Raw genomic sequence first — 18,081 nt, 5'->3', positions numbered from 1 at the left:
TCCCGGATCATAGCTGTGTTCACATGCCGATGCATGGGCAGATGCACGTGCACGCGGGGTGCTCTCTTGGTTACAGCTGTGTCAGCACCTGCCCACGTCCCCGCATGCCATGCGAACCCCGTCCAGGTCGAAGCTCCGCGTGCTGGTTCGCCGCACCGGTACGGGTACGGGTTCGTGTACCGGTCCGTGTACCTCGTGTACTAGGTACAGACGCACGAGGCGCCCTTCCTGTTCCACCGTTCACGTACCGACCTGAAAGCGGGGTCGTTCAGCGTGCCGAACGGCAGGGGGGAGGACATTCAGACCTCCAGGAGGGTGTCGAAGGCAGGGGGCAGGTTCTTCCAGGCGTCGCGCCCGGCGGCGTACTCCTCGTCGGTGAGCAGGCAGGACTCCAGGACCTCGGCGAGCCCCTCGCGGTCCAGGCCCGGCGAGACGAAGACCAGGTGCTGGCAGCAGTCCCCGTGCTCGGGGTGCCAGTCGAGCGCGGCGGCGGCCCGCCGCACCGGCGGCACCATCTCCCAGGCGGCGTCCGGCAGCGAGGCCAGCCACGGCCCCGCGCTCTCCACGCACAGCGCGCCGCCGGCCGCGTCCCAGCCGAGCAGCGTGTCAGGGTGGTCGGCCAGCCAGAACCGGCCGCGGCTGCGGGTCGCCGCACAGGTCAGGTCCTCCAGCGCCTGGTACAGCCGCTCCGGGTGGAAGGGCCGGTCCCGGTGCCATACGAGGGTGGCGACCCCGGCCTCGTCGGCGTCGGTCGGCAGCAGCGCGCAGGACGGGTGCTGGGCCGCGGCCGCCGCCTCGACGTCGAATCCGGCGAGCGCGGCACCCGCCAGGTCCCCATGACCGCTGATCGGGACCTGGCGGGCGGTCGGGTGGAGCTGGGCGAGGAGGGCGCGGTCCTCGTCGTCCGCCTCCGGGGAGTCCGCGAGCGCGAGCACGGGGGCGTATTCGAGCTGGCGGGCCCAGGTGTCGGCGACCGTGCGCTGATCCGTGGCGGCCGCGGCGAGCCCGGCCTCCGTCAGGTCGTCGCCGCTGCCGAGGTAGGGCAGGAGGAGCGCGGGGTCGACGGCCGTGATGACGCCGCTCAGCCGCAGGCCCTCGCCCCCGTGGGCCGCGATCACCTCGGCCATCGCCTTGGGCTCGACGGAGTCCCACAGCTCGACGATCGCCAGCCGCGTGAGCCCGGAGTCCGCGAGCCGCCGCAGCTCGGGCACCAGGTCCTCGCGCAGGGCGCAGCACGCACAGTCGTCGACCAGCGGCGCGTCTCCGGTGGAGAGCACGCCGCCGGTGTCGCGCACGGTGCGGACGACGGTGCCGTGCACCGCCGTCGACAGGTCGTGGTGGAGCGCCACGCTTCCCGGCACGGCGGCCAGGAGGCGCTCGACGGTTTCCTTGCGGGCGTCGGAGTGGAGACCGGCGACGATGGCGACGTCCATCGGATTCGGGTCCATCGGGGTCACCGGGCGCCGTAGCGGCGCTCGAAGCGCTCGACTCGGCCCGCCGTGTCCAGGACCTTGGCGGTGCCCGTGTAGAAGGGGTGACTCGCGGAGGAGACCTCGACGTCGACGACGGGGTAGGTGCGCCCGTCCTCCCATTCGACCGTCTTCTCGCTGGTCGCGGTCGAGCGGGTGAGGAAGGCGAAGCCGGCGGACTTGTCGCGGAAGACGACGGGGCCGTACGGCGGGTGGATGTCCTTGCGCATGACGGTCAGCGCTCCTCTCGGAAATCGACGTGACGCCCGACGACCGGGTCGTACTTGCGCAGCGTCATGCGATCGGGGTCGTTACGGCGGTTCTTGCGGGTCACGTACGTGTAGCCGGTGCCGGCGGTGGACCGGAGCTTGATGACGGGGCGGAGTTCGTTGCGAGCCATGCCGCTAGTGTATGAAAATGAATCCCGTTTTCAAAACGGCTTCACGAGGGCCCGCCGGAGGGTCCTCGGCTCCACGGGGCCCGACGGAGGGTCCCTGCTCCACGAGGCCCGCCGGAGGGTCCCGTCACCACGACCGAGAGGTGCGTCACCATGTCCGCCCACTGCCAGCTGACCGGCGCCATGCCGGGCTTCGGCAACCAGATCTCCCACTCGCACCGGCGCACATCGCGCCGGTTCGACGTGAACGTCCAGCGCAAGCGGTACTGGCTGCCGAGCGAGGGCCGTCACGTACGGCTGCGGCTGAGCGCCAAGGGCATCAAGACCGTCGACTCCATCGGCGTCGAGGCCGCGGTCGCCAGGATCCGTGCGCGTGGGGTGAGGGTCTGATGGCCAAGAAGAGCAAGATCGCGAAGAACGAGAAGCGGCGCGAGATCGTCGCGCGGTACGCCGCGCGGCGGGCCGAGCTGAAGGAGATCCTGCGCAGGCCCTCGACGGACGAGCCCGAACGGCGCGCCGCGCAGGCGGAGTTGGCGCGGCAGCCGCGGGACGCGAGTGCGACGCGCGTACGCAACCGGGACAGCGTGGACGGTCGTCCGCGCGGCTACGTGGGGAAGTTCGGCCTTTCCAGGGTGAAGCTGCGTGACCAAGCGCACGCCGGATTCCTCCCCGGGGTGCGCAAGTCGTCCTGGTAGCTTGGCGCGCGATTCACCGGCCTGGTTCTAGGGGGATGTCAGTGCGCACGCACGTCCGGAACGTACGTATCGGTGCCGCGGCGGCGGGTCTTGTCGCCGCCCTGGTCCTGACCGGTTGCAGCAGTGACGGCGGCGACGGTGGGGACGGGGGCAAGGACAAGGGCTCGGCGGGTGCGTCCGCCGGGGCCGACGGCTCGGACGGTTCGGACGCGTCGGACGCGTCGGACGGATCCGGGAAGCCGGACGAGGGTGCGGATTCCGGGGCGGATTCCGGGGCGGAGGAGGGCGGCTCCGAGGGCAGCTGGGTCGCCACCGCCGGCGGGAATCCGCTGGCCCTGGTGATCGCCGGGAAGCAGGCGACGCTGCTCGGCGAGAACGTCCTGTGCAGCGGGACCGCCGGTGCCGACACGATTCGACTCAAGTGCGCCAAGGGCGACTCGGACCGTACCGAAGGCACGGTCGAGTCGGTCGACGGGACGTCGATGACGGTCTCGTGGAAGGGCGCGGGCAAGGACCAGTTCACCCGGACCAAGGGCGGAAAACTGCCGGAGGGCCTGCCTACGGCAGGAATTCCGGAGTCCTGAGGCTCAGGCCGCGACGACAGCGGCGCGGCTAGCGGGTCGTGGGACCCCGAGAGGGGCCCTGCGGCCCGCTTTCTGTTGGGCCTGGGGGGTCCGCTGCCCCTGGTGGGGTGGCGGTATCAGTTTGCGTGCTGGTGGTGTTTTTTGGCGTTCTTGTGGTGGCGGTGGTGGAGGAGGTCTCCGAGCCGTCCACCAGCATGGGGGGCGGTGCGGTGTCCAGGGCGTCCGACAGTTCCTCCAGGGTCTTGAGGAGGAGGCCCGCTCCCCTGCGTACGACCCGGTCGGGGACGCCCTCGCCGTCCCACGCGTCGAGCGCCTCGCGGACGGCGTTCCACTTCGGGACGCGGCGTTCGCGTACGGCTTTCGCGCCGTCCTCGGTCGCCTTGCGGAGGGCTTGGGCGAGGCGCTCGGCCGCGGGGACGGGGGTGGCGTCGCGGTCCGGGAGGTGGGCTTCCATCAGCATGGCCACGCGGCCGAGTTGGGCGAGGGCGTCCTCGGCGTCGGCGGCCGCGGCGCGGGAGAGGCCGCGGTGGCGTACCGGTTCGTGCTTGGCGCGGGCGGCGGCTTCCTGCCAGGCGATGCGTGCGTCACGGGCGGCGAGCAGGGCCTCGCGGACGTCGGGGCAGGACTTGCCGACGGGGTCGGCGTAGCGGCTGACGACGGCGGCGGCGTACCGGCCGTCCGCGGCCAGCCAGTCGGCGAGGCGGTTGCGCAGGCGGGGGGTTTCCCAGGCCGGATACACGGCGTACGCGATCATCGCGAGGACGCCGCCGAGGAGCGTGAGCACGACGCGTTCCGGCACGGTCTGCGTCCACTGCTCGCCGCCCATGCCGAGCAGGAACACGACGTACGCGGCGACGCAGGCCTGGGCGGCGACCTGGCCCGTGCGCATCAGGAGATACATCATCCCGGCGCAGAGGACGGCGAGGGCGGCGGAGAGGCCGGTGCCGGGGTCGGCCAGTTGCACCAGGCCGGTGGCCAGGGCGACGCCGACGAGTGTGCCGCCGAAACGGGCGACCGCGCGGGAGTACGTCTGCGAGAAGTCCGGCCGCATCACCATGACGGAGGCCATGGGGGCCCAGTACCCGTGTCCGAGGGGAAGCCAGGTCCCCAGCAGATACCCGGCGGCGGCCACCGCGGTGACCCGGATGGCGTGCCGGGTGACGGGAGATTCATGCCGCCGCCGCAACTCGCCCCGCATGGCCCGAAGAGCGGCGGGGAGCAGCGCGGGGAAGGTGGGGCGGAGGAGGGGGTTGGGGTTGGGGGTGGGGTTGGGTTTGGGGTTGGGGGAAGGGGCGGGGGCGGGAGTACTTGGCGTGGCGCCCGGAGGGGCTGGGTCTGGGGTTGAGGCTGGGTCTGGAGTTGGGGCTGGGGTTGGGGATGAGGTTGGGGATGGGGAGGCCTGTGGGGGTGGGGCGGGGGCCGTGCGGGGGCCTGGGTCCGTGGGGGTTGCCTCGGTCGCAGGGTGGGGGGTGTTCGCGGGGGGCTTGGCTTCTGGGGTGGGTTTTGTGGTGAGGCTTGCTGCCTTTTCGGGAGGCTTGCCTGCCGTTTCGAGTACGTCGCGCAACAGTGCCGCCAGGCGTTTCGCCGCTCTCTGGGCCGGGCCCGTGAGGATCGTCCCCGTGTCCGGGGTCCGGAGCGTCGCCACCGCCGCGGGCGGGATCTTCACCGGTTCACCCTTCCGGATCGCCCGGGCCGCCGCGTCCAGGATCGTGCCGGCCGCCGCGAGGATCTCCCGTACGCGATCGCGTTCGGCACCTTCCTCCGGTACGCCCACCGCCGGGTCGGCCAGGGAGGCGAGCACCGGGCGGATGCGTTCCGCCACGCCCCGGGCGCCGTGGAGTTCGGCGGGGCGGGTGCGGGCCTGGCGCGGGGTGACGGTCGCCGCGTCACGGGCCGCCATCAGGGGTTCCGGGTCGAAGTCGGCGTGAGGGTCGTGGCGCAGGCGGCGGGCGTAGTCGGCCTCGGCCGCGAGCGCGTCGGCGAGGGCATCCCGGTGGGCGCCCCATCTGCGTACGGGAAAAAGGACCACGAGGGCGGCCTGGACGGCACCGCCCACCACCATCATCGCCGCGTGCCCGGCCGCGGCGGCCAGGGAGCCGGGGAGGGTGACCGTGACCAGCATGATCGCCACGTTGGACGAGGCGATGATGCCGATGGTCGGCCCGGCGGCCCAGCTCAGACCCGAGAGGAAGGTCCAGAGGGAGAGGAGCGCGAGGAAGAGGAGGAGATGCGACCCGGTGAGGTAGCCGAGGAAGGTGGAGACGGCGAGGCTCGTGCCGGAGGCCAGGGCCAGTTCCGGGCGGGGGCGCCAGCTGCGCTGGAAGGTGGCGATGGCCGCCTGGAAAGCGCCGAAGGCCGAGCTGGCGGCCACGGCGGGCCCGAAGAGGGCGAGGCTCACGCCGATGATGACGGCGAGACCGGCCGCGCCGCGCAGCGCGATGAGGGGTTCGAGTCGCTTCCGCTCGACGGTCAGCCCCGAGCGGGTGGTCTCCTTCAGCGCTCGGAGCCAGGTCACTCTGTGATGATACGGGGCAAATGGGGCGAGCTGTCGTGCCTGGCCTGGCCAGTACCGGCTAGCGCTGGCCAGCACCCGTACTGCTCGCTCGGTGCCGGTCGGGGTCGGCAGGTGCCGGCCGGTGTCGGCCTGTGCCGGTCGGTGCCTGCGGGTCTCGGCCGGCGCATCCCCCGCACCAGGGGGCAGGACCCCTACGGGAGCCGGGGGCGGCCGGGGGCAGGGCCCCTACGGGAGCCGGGGGCGGCCGGGGGCCATGTGTGCCTCGTCGGCGGCGGCCGTACCGCGCGTCCAGCCTTCATGGTCCGTGGCACCCCGTACCCGGGTCGTGGTGGTCTGCGGGAACATGCGCTCGGTGTGCGACGTGACGGCCACGTCCCTGGCGGCCAGGACCGGCAGCAGCTCGCCCGCGTCCGGCGACTCCACGGTGACGTCCTGCGCCGCGGCGGCGAGACGCGCGCCGAGGCGGTTCGCGTACGCCAGCAGGAAGGCCTGACGGAACGTCTTCGTACGCTTCCGGCCGCCCGCCCGCGCCCCCGCCTCAGCCTTCGTCATCGCGGCGGTGCCCTGCACGAGGAGGGAGGTGTGGAGGAGCTCGACCACTTCGAGGTCGGGCTCGAAGCCGACGACGGTCGAGAAGCCGTACGCCTCGTTCCACACCGCGCGGCAACGGTTCGCGGTGGCCACCACGTCCAGAAGGATCGCCTTGGCGGTCTCGTACGGGGCGTCCACGCCGATGCGGCAGGCGCCGGGGGTGTCCTTGGCGTGCGTGCGGGACGCGAGCAGGGCCTCGTCGATGGTGTGCCGGGCCATCAGCTCCTGCGCCTTGGCGGTGAGCGCCTCCGCCTCCTCGGGGAACCCGGTGGCCTCGGCCTTGGCCAGGAGCGCACGGATCCGGCCGAGGATGCGGGGCTCCTCGTGGCCGGGGGGCGGGGGCGCGTGCAGCGGGGCGCCGGGGGCAGGGCCGACGGGCTCGATCGCGGGGAGGCGCAGGAGGAGGCGGTAGAGGGCGAGGGTGGTGGTGGCCTGGGAAAAACGGTCGGGCTTGGGACCGGCCCCCCGAGCCGGGCGCCCGGCATTCGAGCCGGCCGGGTCGGAGCGGCGGGGGCTCGGGCCGCCGGCCCGGGCGGAGCGGCGGGGGTTCGGGCCGGCCTTCTCGGAGCGACCGTGGGGTGCATCCGCTCGGCCTGGGTGGGCCTCGGGATGGGGGTGGGGGTAGGGGTGAGGGTGGAGGTCTGTCAGGGGGGCGAGCTCGGCCAGCTGTGCGTTCCAGCGGGGCGGAAGCGTGTCGCCGTACCGCCTGGTCTCCGTGGTGATCAGCTCGGCGGCGAGCTGTGTCTGGTGGGCGCGGTCGGTGCCGTGCGCGATCTCGTCCTGAGCGCGGCCGACCATGCGTATGACGTCCGCCGGCTGCCAGCCCCGCTCCCACGCCCGGCGGACCAGCTCCTCGCCCCTGCGCCACAGTTCCGCGTCGGCGTCGGCGTCGGGGGCGGCGGCGAGGAGGGACGCACCGGTGTCGAGACCCTCGTCGCCGTCCGCGTACAGCGCTGCCGCGAACGCCTTGTCGATCACCTCGGTCACCGGATCCATGGGTCAAGGGTATGGCTGGCCCTACCCCCGAGACGCCCCCCAGTGGTCGTGCCGGGCGGGGCCGGGGGCGGTTGGGTTGAGGCATGACCTCAACTGCCGTACGGCTCACCGCCGTCCGCCGCCAGTACCGTGACGTGACCGCTCTGGACGGCGTCGACCTCGCGATACGTGCCGGTACCTTCACCGCGATCATGGGGCCGTCAGGCTCCGGCAAGTCGACGCTGTTGCAGTGCGCCGCCGGGCTCGACCGGCCGACGTCCGGGACGGTCGAGGTGGGCGGCACGGAGCTGACGGGCCTGAGCGAGCGGCGGCTGACCCTGCTGCGCAGGGACCGCATCGGCTTCGTCTTCCAGTCCTTCAACCTCCTTCCGTCGCTGACCGCCGCCCAGAACGTCGCCCTGCCGCCACGGCTCGCGGGCCGCAGGCCCTCGCGTACGGAGGTACGGGACGCGCTGGGCCGGGTGGGGCTCGCCGACCGCGCCCGGCACCGGCCGGGAGAGCTCTCGGGCGGCCAGCAGCAGAGGGTCGCGCTGGCACGGGCGCTCGTCACGCGCCCGGCGGTGCTGTTCGGGGACGAACCGACGGGCGCGCTGGACACGACGACCAGCCGTGAAGTGCTGCTGCTGTTGCGGGAGTTGGTGGACGGGGAGGGTCAGACGACGGTGATGGTGACGCACGACCCGGTGGCGGCGTCACACGCGGACCGCGTGGTGTTCCTGGTGGACGGCAAGGTGACGGACGAACTCCAGGACCCGAGCGCGGGGAAGGTGGCCCACCACATGGCAGCACTCGAACCACGGGTGCGGGGGTCCGTTGCGCCAGGGGCGGGCCCGGGCGCTGGCGCTGAGGAAGGTGCGGGTGCTGGCGCAGGCGCGGGCGTTGGGGCAGGTGCTGGCGCGGGAGCGGGTGCGGGTGCTGGCGCAGGCGCTCGGGCGGGTGCGGGCGCAGGGGCGGGTGCAGGCGCAGGCGCTCGGGCGGGTGCAGAGGCAGGCGCTCGGGCGGGTGCAGGCGCTGGGGCAGGTGCAGGTGCTGGCGCAGGTGCAGGCGCTGGCACAGCAGCAGGCACAGGCGCGAGTGCTGATGCAGGCGCAGACGCAGACCTTGGCGCAAGCATCGCCGCAGGCACGGGCACAGCCGCAGCCGCAGGCACCGGCACCGGCACCGGCACACCCGCAGCCGGGGGCGCAGGCGCCAGTGCCCGGGGCGGCGTGGGGATCGTGGGTGCGGCATGATCTTTCTTGCCTCTCTCCGCTCCCGTTGGACCGGCCTGCTCGGAGCCTTCGTCGCTGTCGCGCTCGGCGTGGCACTCACCGCCGCCATGGGGCTCGGGCTCGCGTCGACGTTCAGCGCTCCGGAGCGGGACCCCGTGCGGTTCGCCGGGTCACCCGTGGTCGTCATGGGGCAGAACACCCTGACCGTCCCGGTACGGCGAGGCCCGGACACCGCCCACGTATCGAAGCCGCTCGCTCATCCACACCCTGTGGACATCGAACTTCTGCGCGACCTCCGCCGCCTCGGCGAGGTACGGCTGGACGGGGCGAAAAGAGATGCGGTGGGGGTGAATGCCCCGGTTGACGACGTACGGGACGTCGTCGCGCAGCGGGCCCGCGTCCTGACCGGAGGCGAACGCCGGCTCGCCGATCCGGAACCGGCGCGGGACGCGGAGGCCCTGGTGGCCGTGAACTCGTTCCTCGGCACGGCGGGCGGAGTGTCCGCGTTCGTGTCCGTCTTCGTCACCGCATCCACCTTCGCCTTCGTCGTGGCCCTGCGGCGGCGCGAGTTCGGGCTGCTGCGGATGGCCGGAGCGACTCCGGGGCAGGTCAGCAGGACACTGCTCGCCGAGGCCCTCGCCGTGGGCGTCCTGGCCTCCGCGACCGGCTGCGCGCTGGGGGCCTGGGGCGCACCCCTGCTCGCCGAAGCGCTGGTCGACGCGGAGATCGCTCCGGAGTGGTTCGGGATCGGCGGGGCGGTATGGCCGTACCACCTGGCCTTCTGGGTGGGCGTGACGGTGGCCTTCTCGGGGGCGTGGATCGCCTCGCGGCGGGCGGGGCGCGTGGGTCCCGTCGAGGCGCTGCGGGACGCGTCCGTCGACAGCGGGGTCATGCCGTGGAGCCGGCGGATCGTGGGCGGCGCGCTGCTGGCGGCAGGTCTCGGGCTGCTGGGCTGGACGCTGTGGAGCGATCCGTCCTCGCTGATGAAGCGGAAGACGTACACGACCCAGCCGATGATCCTCATCACCGCCCTCGCCGCCCTCACCCCGCTGCTCGTACGCCCGGTCCTGCGCGTCGTCCGCCTCCCGGGAGCGATCGGGCTCCTGGTCCGCGAGAACTCCGCCGCGTCCGTCCGCCGCACCGCGGCCGTGGCCGCACCGGTCCTGGTGACGGTGGCTCTGGCCGGCTCGCTGCTGGGCTCGGCACAGACGACGGGCAAGGCCAGGGCGGAGGAGGCGCGCCAGCGCACGGGGGCCGAGCTGGTGGTGACGGGTGACGGCGGCTTGGGGCCGTCGCCGGAGGAGCAGGTGCGGGGCGGGAGGAAGGTCGAGGGGGTGGCGGAGGTGGCCGCGTCCGCTTCCACCGCCGTGTTCGTACGGGAGGAAGGCACCGCGCTCATCCGGTCGGAGGCACGAGCCGTGAGCGATCCGGCCGCGTTCGCCTCGGTCTCACGGCTACCGGTGGTGGCGGGGGACGTACGCGATCTCGACGACCGGTCGATCGTCGTCAACGAGGAGTGGGAACGGCGACGGGTGGGCGAACGGGTCGACGTCTGGCTCGGGGACGGCAGGCCCGCACGGCTCCGGATCGTCGCGGTCCTCGCGCGGGGTACGGGCGACAACGGCGCCTACGTCACGTCGGCGAACGCGGGAGCCGGGGCGGCGGTGGACCGCGTCGACGTGGGGCTACAGGAGAGGGCGGACCGGGAGACGGTGGCGAGCGCCCTGCGGGAGCGGGTCAAGGGCGAGGCGGAGGGCAGGGGCAGGGACGGGACCGGGGCAGGGGCCGGGGCCGAAGTCCAGGTGCGGACCGCGGAGGAATGGCTGGCGGACACACACCCGCCGACCAAGCGGCAGACGCGGCTGGGGCTGCTGGTACTGCTGGGCATCGCCTTGGTCTACACGTCCATCTCCCTGGCGGGGACGCTGCTGATGGCGACCTCGGTACGGGGCCCTGAGCTGCGCGCGCTGCGGATGGCCGGGGCGACGCGGAGGCAGGTGCGGCTGGTGATCGCCGGGGAGTCGCTGCTGGCGGTGGCGGTGGGCACGGCTCTGGGCCTCGCGGTGACCCTGCTGAACCTCGGCACGCTGAGCGCGGGCCTGTCCCGCTTGTCGGCTCCCGCGGGGGTTGCGGTGCCGTGGGACATGGTGGGGCTGGCCGCGGGGGTCTGCGCGGCTGTGGGGGCCGGGGCCGGGGTCCTGGGGTTGCGCCACCGCTGAGGCCGACGTTCGGTCGGGGACGAGGGGTCGTGGGGAGGCAACTACGGGGCAATCGGGCGGGTGGGCGGGAAAGGCCTGTTCGGTACGAGGAAGTCTGCGGGGCAATCGGGCCCGCGGAGGGGGGCGGCACCGCCCAGCAGGGGAGAGCGAGGAACTGCCCCGCAGCGAAGGCCCGCCCCGCGGCAAGAGGAACCGTTCCGCCGGCCGCCAAGGCCTCAGCTGTCGCCGCCCTCGTCGATGAGCCTCCGTACCTCCCGATCCACCAGCCCCAACCGCGCCTCGGCGACCAACGGCACCGCCCGCCGCTGCCGCCGCGCCTCCTGGACGTCGATGTCGACCGTCACCAGCCCCGCCTCCCACTTCGGCGCCTGCGCGACGACCGTTCCCCGCGGGTCCACCACGCGCGAGCCGCCCCAGAACGTGGCCCCGTTCTCGTTCCCGACCCGGTTCACGAACACCACCCAGCACTGGAGCATGCGGGCCGTGTACGACAGCAGCGTGTCCCAGTACAGGCCCGTGTCCATCGCCTCGGGATCCAGGCCCGCCGCACTGTTCGTCGGCACGATGATGACCTCGGCACCGTCCTGCACGGCCAGCCACGGGAGCACCGGCTGCCAGGCGTCATTGCAGACGAGCGTCGCGGCACGCCCGTGCCCACCCGGCAGGTCGTACGCGCGCAGGTGCTGACCCGGGCTGACGTGCTTGCGCTCCTCCCAGGCCAGATAGTTCGGCAGGTACAACTTCCGGTGGGCATGGAGGAGTTGGCCCTCCGCGTAGTACGCGGACGTGTTGTACGCGCGCAGACTCGTGTGCTCGTGCAGGCCGACGACGACATCGGGCCCGGCGGTGGAGAGGTCCATCAGGCGCCGGTCCGTCGTCTCCAGCGACGTGTCCCGCTTCAGTCCGCCCAGGTGGTACCCGTGCAGGCTCAGCTCGGGGAAGACGACGAGGTCGGCGCCCTGCGCCGCCGCCCGGCCGATCTGGTCCCTGGCCTGCGCGAGGTTCTCGTCCACCTCGCCGAGGACGCAGTCGGTCTGCGCAAGGGCCACTCTCATGGCTCCGAGCCTCGCAGCGCCGCCCGTCCCCCGCACGTCGGGAAGCCCGTACGTGCCCCTCCCCTCCCACATGACCCAAGTGACCCACGCAACCCACGCAAGCCACGCACCCCAAGTGACCTAAGCGCCCCAACCGCCCCAAGTGACCCAAGCGCCGGGTCGCCCGTACGTGACTACGTGACGAGTCGGCCGGCCGCGACAGACCGCCGACCACGGCCAGACCTACGCCAGCCCCACCCCCTTAAGCCTCCTGCTCCCCCACCATCCCCCTCCGCCCCACGAACCGCCCTCCGCCGCATTGTCAGTACCTGCTGACACACTCAGACGCATGACCGAAAGGTGGGCCCTCGCCGCCACCGAGGCCGGTGGCGCCACCCTTGCCCCCCTCGGGGAAGACGGCCTGCCCTCGGGCCCGGTCCGGCACGAAGCGGACCTCGCGAGGGCCGTGCGCGACCGGCCCGACGCGAGCCGCTGGGTCTGGCGGTCCACCGCGGAGATCTATCCCGCCCTGCTCGCGTCGGGCGTCCGGGTGGACCGGTGTTACGACGTCGAGGACGCCGAGCTGCTCCTCCTCGGTCACGAGGGCCGCCTCGGCGAGCCCCGCTCGGCCGCGGCCGCCTGGGCCCGGCTGCACAACGCCCCGGTGCCGGCCGATCCACCCCCCAGAGCCGCCGCACCCGGCGCCCAGGACTCCCTCTTCGAGCCCTCCCCCGTGACGCCTCTGCCCTTCGACGCCCTCCTGGAGGTGTATGCCGCGCAGCAGCGAAGACACGAGGCCGCCGAGCACCCCGGCAGGATGCGGCTGCTCACGGCGGCCGAGTCGGCGGGCATGCTGGTGGCCGCCGAAATGAACGTCGCGGGCCTGCCCTGGCGCGCCGACGTCCACCACGCCCTGCTCACCGACCTCCTCGGCGAGCGGTACGCGGGCGGCGGCAGGAACGCGGGCGCGGCCGAGCCACGCCGCCTCGCCGAGCTGGCCGACGAGGTCTCCGCCGCCTTCGGCCGCCGCGTCCGCCCCGACCTGCCGAACGACGTCATCAAGGCCTTCGCGCAGGCCGGGATCCGGATCAAGTCAACCCGCCGCTGGGCGCTGGAGGAGATCGATCACCCGGCGGTGCGCCCCCTCATCGAGTACAAGAAGCTGTACCGGATCTGGACGGCTCACGGCTGGAGCTGGCTCCAGGACTGGGTGCGCGACGGCCGCTTCCGGCCGGAGTACACCCCGGGCGGCACGGTCAGCGGCCGCTGGACGACGAACGGCGGCGGCGCGCTCCAGATCCCCAAGATCATCCGCCGTGCGGTCGTCGCCGACCCCGGCTGGCGGCTCGTCGTCGCCGACGCCGACCAGATGGAGCCGCGGGTCCTCGCCGCGATCTCGCGCGACCGGGGCCTGATGGAGGTGGCCGGGAGCCATGAGGATCTGTACACGCGCCTCTCGGACCGCGCGTTCTCCGGCGACCGCGACCACGCCAAGATCGCCCTGCTCGGCGCGGTGTACGGACAGACGTCGGGCGACGGCCTGAAGAACCTCGCGGCACTGCGCCGCAGATTCCCTGCGGCGGTCGCGTACGTGGACGACGCGGCGAAGGCGGGCGAGGAGGGCCGTCTCGTACGGACGTGGCTGGGCCGGACGAGCCCGCCGGTGGCCGGAGCGGAGGACTTCGACGAGGCGGGCATCCCGCAGGAGGAGCCCGCGCCCTCGCCCGACCCGTCCTCGTCGTCCTCCTCGTCCGACGGTGAGTTCACTCCGGGGTACGCCTCCAGCAACACCCGGGCCCGCGGCCGTTTCACCCGTAACTTCGTCGTCCAGGGCAGCGCCGCCGACTGGGCCCTGCTGATGCTGGCCGCGCTGCGCCGGTCCATCGCCTCGGCCGGACTCCGCGCGGAGCTGGTCTTCTTCCAGCACGACGAAGTCATCGTGCACTGCCCGCAGGAGGAGGCCGAGGCGGTCACGGAGGCGATCCGCGCGGCCGGAGACCTGGCGGGCCGCATCACGTTCGGCGATACGCCGGTGCGGTTCCCGTTCACCGCGGCCGTGGTGGAGTGCTACGCGGAGGCGAAGTAACCCACCCCCCGGGGGTGCTCCCCGAGTGCGTCAGCTCGCCCGCGACGTCTCCGCCAGCAAGCTTTTCAGCTCGCCGACCACCTCGCTGCTGTCCGTGCCGTCCAGGGACTTGAGCGCCGACTCCCACTGCGCGTACGCCTCTTCGGCGCGTCCCTCCGCGTACAGCAGCAGCCCCCGCTGATGGCGGGCCAGGCCCGCCATGTGGGCGTCGGCCCGCTGCTCCGCGCGCTCCAGGAGGTCGGCGCACTCGCGCTCGGCGTCCTGCGTGCGGGACGTCTCGCGCAGGGCGCGGACCATGCCGAGGCGCACCTTGGACTCGTTGTGCCAGTCCTCGGCGACGCCGTGGATGCGCAGGCTCTCCTCGAAGTGCCGCAGCGCCACGTCCGGTTCGCCGAGCGCGAGATAGGCCTTGCCCATGTCGCAGTGCACCTCCTGGCGCAGGCCGTCGTGCCCGAGGGTCTCGCCGATCGCCAGGCTTCTCTCGTAGTAGGAGATCGCGGCGCGTGCGTCGGTGTGCTCGTAGACGTTGCCCAGGGTGCTCAGCGCGAACGCCTCGCTCAACGGGTCGTCCATGGCCGTGGCCAGATCCAGGCTCTGGCGCAACGCCTCGGCCGACTCCTCGTACCGGCCGAGCGCTTCCAGGAGGAGCCCGCGGTTGATGACGCCCCGGTGGACGCACGACATGCGGTCCAGCCGCCGCCACAGGTCGAGGGCCTCGTCGATCAGGTCGAGCGCCGTACCGCTGCGGCCCGACACGTAGTTGAGCCCCGCGAGATCGGTGAGGGCCTGGGCCTCCGCCGCGGTGTCCTCCCAGTGACGGGCCGCGGTCACGGCGAGGCGGTTCAGGAGGCCCGCCTCCGCCAGCCGGCCACGGCGTTTGAGGTACGAGAAGAAACAGCGGACCAGCACGGGGAGCAGGGCGGAGTCGCGGCCGTGGCGGTCGGCGAGGGCGATGACGTTGGCGAGCTCGGTGTCGCCCCAGGCGAAGGCGTCTTCGGTGGTCATCGGCAGTACGGCCGGGACGGGGCGGTCGTCGTGGGGATGGGCATCGCAGGAACGGGTGTCCTGGCGGCCCTCGGGGGTGGGGAGGGGGAGCAGTTGGTCGGGGAGGTCGCCGAGGCGGTCGTCCCGGTCGAGCCCCCCGGGCATGATCGCGAACAGGGTCTGGAGCGCCGACTCCGCGTACCAGCGCAGCGCCGACTCCACGACGTCCGCCGCTCCCGCCTCGTCCTGGTGAGCGGTCTCGCGCGCGAAGTCGCGTACGAGGTCGTGCGGGGCATAGCGGCCGTACGCCGTCTCGTCGAGGAGCGCGACGTCGACGAGCCGGTCGAGCGCGGCCCCCGCGCGCCATTCCTCGACGCCCAGCAGACGGGCGACGAGCTGGACTCCGTACGCCGGGAGGTCGAGGGCGCCGATCGCGGCGAGAGCGGCGGCCGCGTCCCGGTCGGACTCGCGCTCGGAGGTGCGCAGCGCGTCCAGGGCCACGGCCAGCGAGCGGCGGACGCTCAGGTCGTCGTGCTCCAGGTGGTGCAGGCGTCCGCCGCTGACGGTGAGGAGTTCGGCGAGCGCGTCCGGGGTGAGCGCGCGGCGGGCGGCGAGCCGGGCCGCGATGATGCGCAGGGCCAGCGGGAGGCGGCCGGCGAGTTCGACCAGGGGGTGCCCCGCGTCGAGGCCCGCGCGCCCGGAGACGGCACGCAGCAGGGCGACGCTGTCCCCTTCGGAGAGCGGCTCCAGCGGGAAGCGGCCGGCGCCGTCGAGCGCGGTGAGCGGAGACCGGCTGGTGACGATGACCGCGCAGCCGGGTCCCGCGGGCAGCAGCGGCCGTACCTGCGCGGCGGTCGCCGCGTCGTCCAGGACCAGGAGGGTACGGGTGGGCGCGAGCAGCGAACGGAGCAGCGCGGCTGCGGCGTCCGGGTGTTCGGGACTGTGCGCCGACTCGACCCCGAGATCCCGGAGCAGGGCCGCGAGGGCCTGGGCGGGGGTGAGGGGCGTCATGCCGGGGGTGGCCCCGCGCAGATTGACGTAGAGCTGCCCGTCGGGGAAGTGCTCGCGCAGACGGTGCGCCACGTGCAGGGCAAGGGCACTTTTCCCTACGCCCGCCATGCCGGAGAGGACGGCTACGGGGGGCGTGGTGGGGGTGGGAGCAGGGAGGGGGGCGGGGGTGGGCGTGCGGATGGAGGTGGGGGTGATGGTGGGGCTGGTGGCGCTGGGGGCGCTGGGGGGTGCGGGGGTGGGCTCGGCGGTGGCGGGCGTTGCGTCGGTGAGCGCGGCGGTGCCGAGCGCTGCGGTGCCGAGCGCCGCGGTGCCGAGCGCTGCGGTGCCGAGCGCCGCGGTGCCGAGCGCTGCGGTGCCGAGCGCTGCGGTGCCGAGCGCCGCGGTGGCGAGCGGGTCTACGCCGGAGCTGCTGCTCTGCCCCGCGAGAAGCTGCGCGAGGGACCGCACCACTTCTTCCCGGCCGGTGAAGTGGGGCGGGGAAGGCGGGAGTTGGGCGGGGCGAGTGGCCGCACGGGTGAGGAACGTGGCACCGGCCCCAGCGGGACCGGAGCCTGCGGGAGAGGGCATGGCGGGGCTTGGGGTATGGGCCGGCTGGGAGCCTGGGCCGCTGGACGGCTGCGAGCCCGAGCCGGCGGACGACTGCGAGCCCGAGCCGGCGGACGGCTGGGAGCCCGAGCCGGAAGCCGTCCGAGAATCAGGGCCGGAAGGCGCCTGAGAATCAGGGCCGGAAGGCGCCTGAGAATCAGGGCCGGAAGGCGCCTGAGATACCAGGCGGGAAGACGTCTCGGAGCCCAGGCCGAGAGGCACCGGCGAACCCGAGCCGGTGGACACCGGCGGTTCCAAGGCAAGGTTCGAGGCATCGGCACCTGGGCCCGAGACCGCCGCATCCCCCTCCGCGGAAGAACCGGCCGGCACACTCTCCGAAGCGGAGCCCGACGGGCCACCCCCGGGAGCAGAGACCGCCGGAGTATCCCTGGGAGCAGAGACCACCGGAGCACCCCCGGGAGCGGAGACCACCGGGCCACCCCCGGAAGCAGAGACCACCGGGCCACCCCCGGAAGCAGAGACCATCGGAGCACCCCCGGGAGCGGAGACCACCGGGCCACCCCCGGAAGCAGAGACCACCGGAGCACCCCCAGGGGCGGAGAGCACCGAAACCCCCTCACCAGCGGAGCCCACCGCAGCACCCACCGCAGCACCCCCCGCCCCACCCCCCGCAGGCTCCTGCAAGACCTCGCGATGGGCTTCCCGGATCGAGGCGCCCGGTTCCACGCCCAGTTCTTCGATCAGGCGGTGGCGCAGTTCGCGGTGGACGGCGAGGGCCTCCGCCTGGCGGCCCGTGCGGTGCAGGGCCAGCATCAGCTGCCGGTGGAAGTTCTCCCGCAAGGGATACTCGGCGACCAGTTCCGCCAGTTCCGGCACGAATCCCCCGCCACCGGCCCCGGACGCGAGTTCCGCGTCGTACCGGAATTCGAGGGCGAGGAGCCGCGCCTCCTCCAGGCGCGGTACGAGCGCGTGCCCCGTGGCATCCGCCGGCAGCCCGCCCAGCGGCGTGCCGCGCCACAGGCCGAGCGCGCCGGACGCGGCACGCGCACAGCCGTCCCAGTCACGCTCGGCGTGCGCGGCCCGCGCCTGCGCCACCAGCTGTTCGAAGACCCGTACGTCCAGCTCGCCGTCGGCCACCCGCAGCCGGTACCCCGGAGGCACCGCCCGCAGCCGCTCCGGGTCGTCCAGGAGCCGGCGCAGCCGCGTCACGTGGTTCTGCAGCGAGGCGCGCGCCGACGCGGGCGGTGTGCCGCCCCACAGTGCGTCCTTGAGGGCGTCGACGGAGACCACCCGGCCCGGTTCGAGCAGCAGCGCGGCAAGGAGGGCACGCCCCTTGGCACTCTGCACGGGCTGCGGCTCACCGTCGGCGTCGTACACGGCAGGCGCGCCCAGGAGCCCGAACCGCAACCCGTCGCCCCGCACGTCCACGCCATCTCCCGCCAACCGTTGGCCACATGTTAGCGATCGGTTGGCGGACCCTGATGGGATGAATACATCGGGCCCGGCCCCGCCGGTACTCGCGCGCAACGCGTAACTCGGGGGAGTGTCACCGTTGCGGCCGGGCCCGCTCAGCTTCTGCGAGGTACCTTCAACTTCCCTCCAAGTGCAGGGAGTTGAGGTGCTCGCGGGCCATGGGCCACCGCACACCCTTCTCCGTACCCCCGCGCGCCGCACCGCATCACGGACCTCGGCCACACGCCCGGAGTCCCGGATTCCGGCGCCAGGTACTCACCGATCAAGCAC

General features: G+C 73.4%; 12 protein-coding genes and 1 pseudogene. 6 read left to right on the top strand and 7 right to left on the bottom strand.

The annotated features are described in order from the left end of the window. Positions 1 to 299 precede the first annotated feature (299 nt). From QBL25_RS23050 to rpmG, 3 genes are read right to left on the bottom strand one after another with little or no spacing between them, the layout of a single operon-like run. Positions 300 to 1,448: a CobW family GTP-binding protein gene (locus QBL25_RS23050; RefSeq protein ID WP_409058907.1), complete on the bottom strand. Its 1,149-nt coding sequence runs from the start codon at positions 1,446 to 1,448 to the stop codon at positions 300 to 302. 5 nt (positions 1,449 to 1,453) lie between these two features. Next, positions 1,454 to 1,699 (bottom strand): type B 50S ribosomal protein L31, encoded by a 246-nt coding sequence (locus tag QBL25_RS23045; protein ID WP_363273719.1) that lies wholly within the window; start codon positions 1,697 to 1,699, stop codon positions 1,454 to 1,456. Positions 1,700 to 1,704: 5 nt separating this feature from the next. Then, positions 1,705 to 1,869 carry a 50S ribosomal protein L33 gene (gene rpmG, locus QBL25_RS23040; RefSeq protein WP_003999141.1) on the bottom strand — a complete coding sequence of 55 codons (165 nt, stop codon included), beginning with the start codon at positions 1,867 to 1,869 and terminating at the stop codon, positions 1,705 to 1,707. Positions 1,870 to 2,019: 150 nt separating this feature from the next. On the opposite strand from rpmG, the gene rpmB reads away from it, so the two are divergent. From rpmB to QBL25_RS23025, 3 genes are read left to right on the top strand one after another with little or no spacing between them, the layout of a single operon-like run. Beyond that, positions 2,020 to 2,256 carry a 50S ribosomal protein L28 gene (gene rpmB, locus QBL25_RS23035; protein ID WP_409058906.1) on the top strand — a complete coding sequence of 79 codons (237 nt, stop codon included), beginning with the start codon at positions 2,020 to 2,022 and terminating at the stop codon, positions 2,254 to 2,256. Continuing rightward, the gene (rpsN, locus tag QBL25_RS23030) at positions 2,256 to 2,561 is read left to right on the top strand and encodes a 30S ribosomal protein S14 (RefSeq protein ID WP_409058905.1); all 306 of its coding nucleotides are present in this window, start codon (positions 2,256 to 2,258) and stop codon (positions 2,559 to 2,561) included. Before rpmB ends, rpsN begins: the two co-directional genes overlap by 1 nt. Before the next feature lie 41 nt (positions 2,562 to 2,602). After that, a complete protein-coding gene (locus tag QBL25_RS23025; RefSeq protein ID WP_409058904.1) occupies positions 2,603 to 3,145 on the top strand; it encodes a hypothetical protein in 543 nt (180 codons plus the stop codon). 28 nt (positions 3,146 to 3,173) lie between these two features. Here QBL25_RS23025 and QBL25_RS23020 read toward each other — a convergent pair whose 3' ends face one another. After that, positions 3,174 to 5,660 (bottom strand): FUSC family protein, encoded by a 2,487-nt coding sequence (locus tag QBL25_RS23020; RefSeq protein WP_409058903.1) that lies wholly within the window; start codon positions 5,658 to 5,660, stop codon positions 3,174 to 3,176. 225 nt (positions 5,661 to 5,885) lie between these two features. Further along, positions 5,886 to 7,247 (bottom strand): DUF2786 domain-containing protein, encoded by a 1,362-nt coding sequence (locus tag QBL25_RS23015; RefSeq protein ID WP_409058902.1) that lies wholly within the window; start codon positions 7,245 to 7,247, stop codon positions 5,886 to 5,888. Positions 7,248 to 7,330: 83 nt separating this feature from the next. On the opposite strand from QBL25_RS23015, the pseudogene QBL25_RS23010 reads away from it, so the two are divergent. Both QBL25_RS23010 and QBL25_RS23005 read left to right on the top strand, forming a co-directional pair. Continuing rightward, positions 7,331 to 8,041, top strand: a pseudogene (locus tag QBL25_RS23010) (ABC transporter ATP-binding protein); the annotation flags it as partial. A gap of 434 nt (positions 8,042 to 8,475) precedes the next feature. Then, on the top strand, positions 8,476 to 10,677 hold the full coding sequence (locus QBL25_RS23005; RefSeq protein ID WP_409058901.1) for an FtsX-like permease family protein: 2,202 nt from the start codon (positions 8,476 to 8,478) through the stop codon (positions 10,675 to 10,677). Positions 10,678 to 10,892: 215 nt separating this feature from the next. Here the strand turns inward: QBL25_RS23005 and QBL25_RS23000 are convergent, their stop codons facing one another. Beyond that, positions 10,893 to 11,732, bottom strand: a complete 840-nt coding sequence (locus QBL25_RS23000) for a nitrilase-related carbon-nitrogen hydrolase (RefSeq protein ID WP_409058900.1) — start codon at positions 11,730 to 11,732, stop codon at positions 10,893 to 10,895. 328 nt (positions 11,733 to 12,060) lie between these two features. Between QBL25_RS23000 and QBL25_RS22995 the strand changes: the two genes are divergently transcribed. Continuing rightward, complete coding sequence (locus tag QBL25_RS22995) at positions 12,061 to 13,797, top strand: bifunctional 3'-5' exonuclease/DNA polymerase (protein WP_409058899.1); 1,737 nt, start codon at positions 12,061 to 12,063, stop codon at positions 13,795 to 13,797. Positions 13,798 to 13,827: 30 nt separating this feature from the next. Here the strand turns inward: QBL25_RS22995 and QBL25_RS22990 are convergent, their stop codons facing one another. Next, positions 13,828 to 17,760, bottom strand: coding sequence for a BTAD domain-containing putative transcriptional regulator (locus tag QBL25_RS22990; RefSeq protein WP_409062742.1), 3,933 nt, complete (start codon positions 17,758 to 17,760; stop codon positions 13,828 to 13,830). Positions 17,761 to 18,081 lie beyond the last annotated feature (321 nt).

Origin of the sequence: Streptomyces sp. SYP-A7185, from assembly GCF_046103685.1 — a bacterium.
Taxonomy (GTDB): domain Bacteria; phylum Actinomycetota; class Actinomycetes; order Streptomycetales; family Streptomycetaceae; genus Streptomyces.
This window is presented reverse-complemented; position numbering and strand designations above follow the sequence as displayed.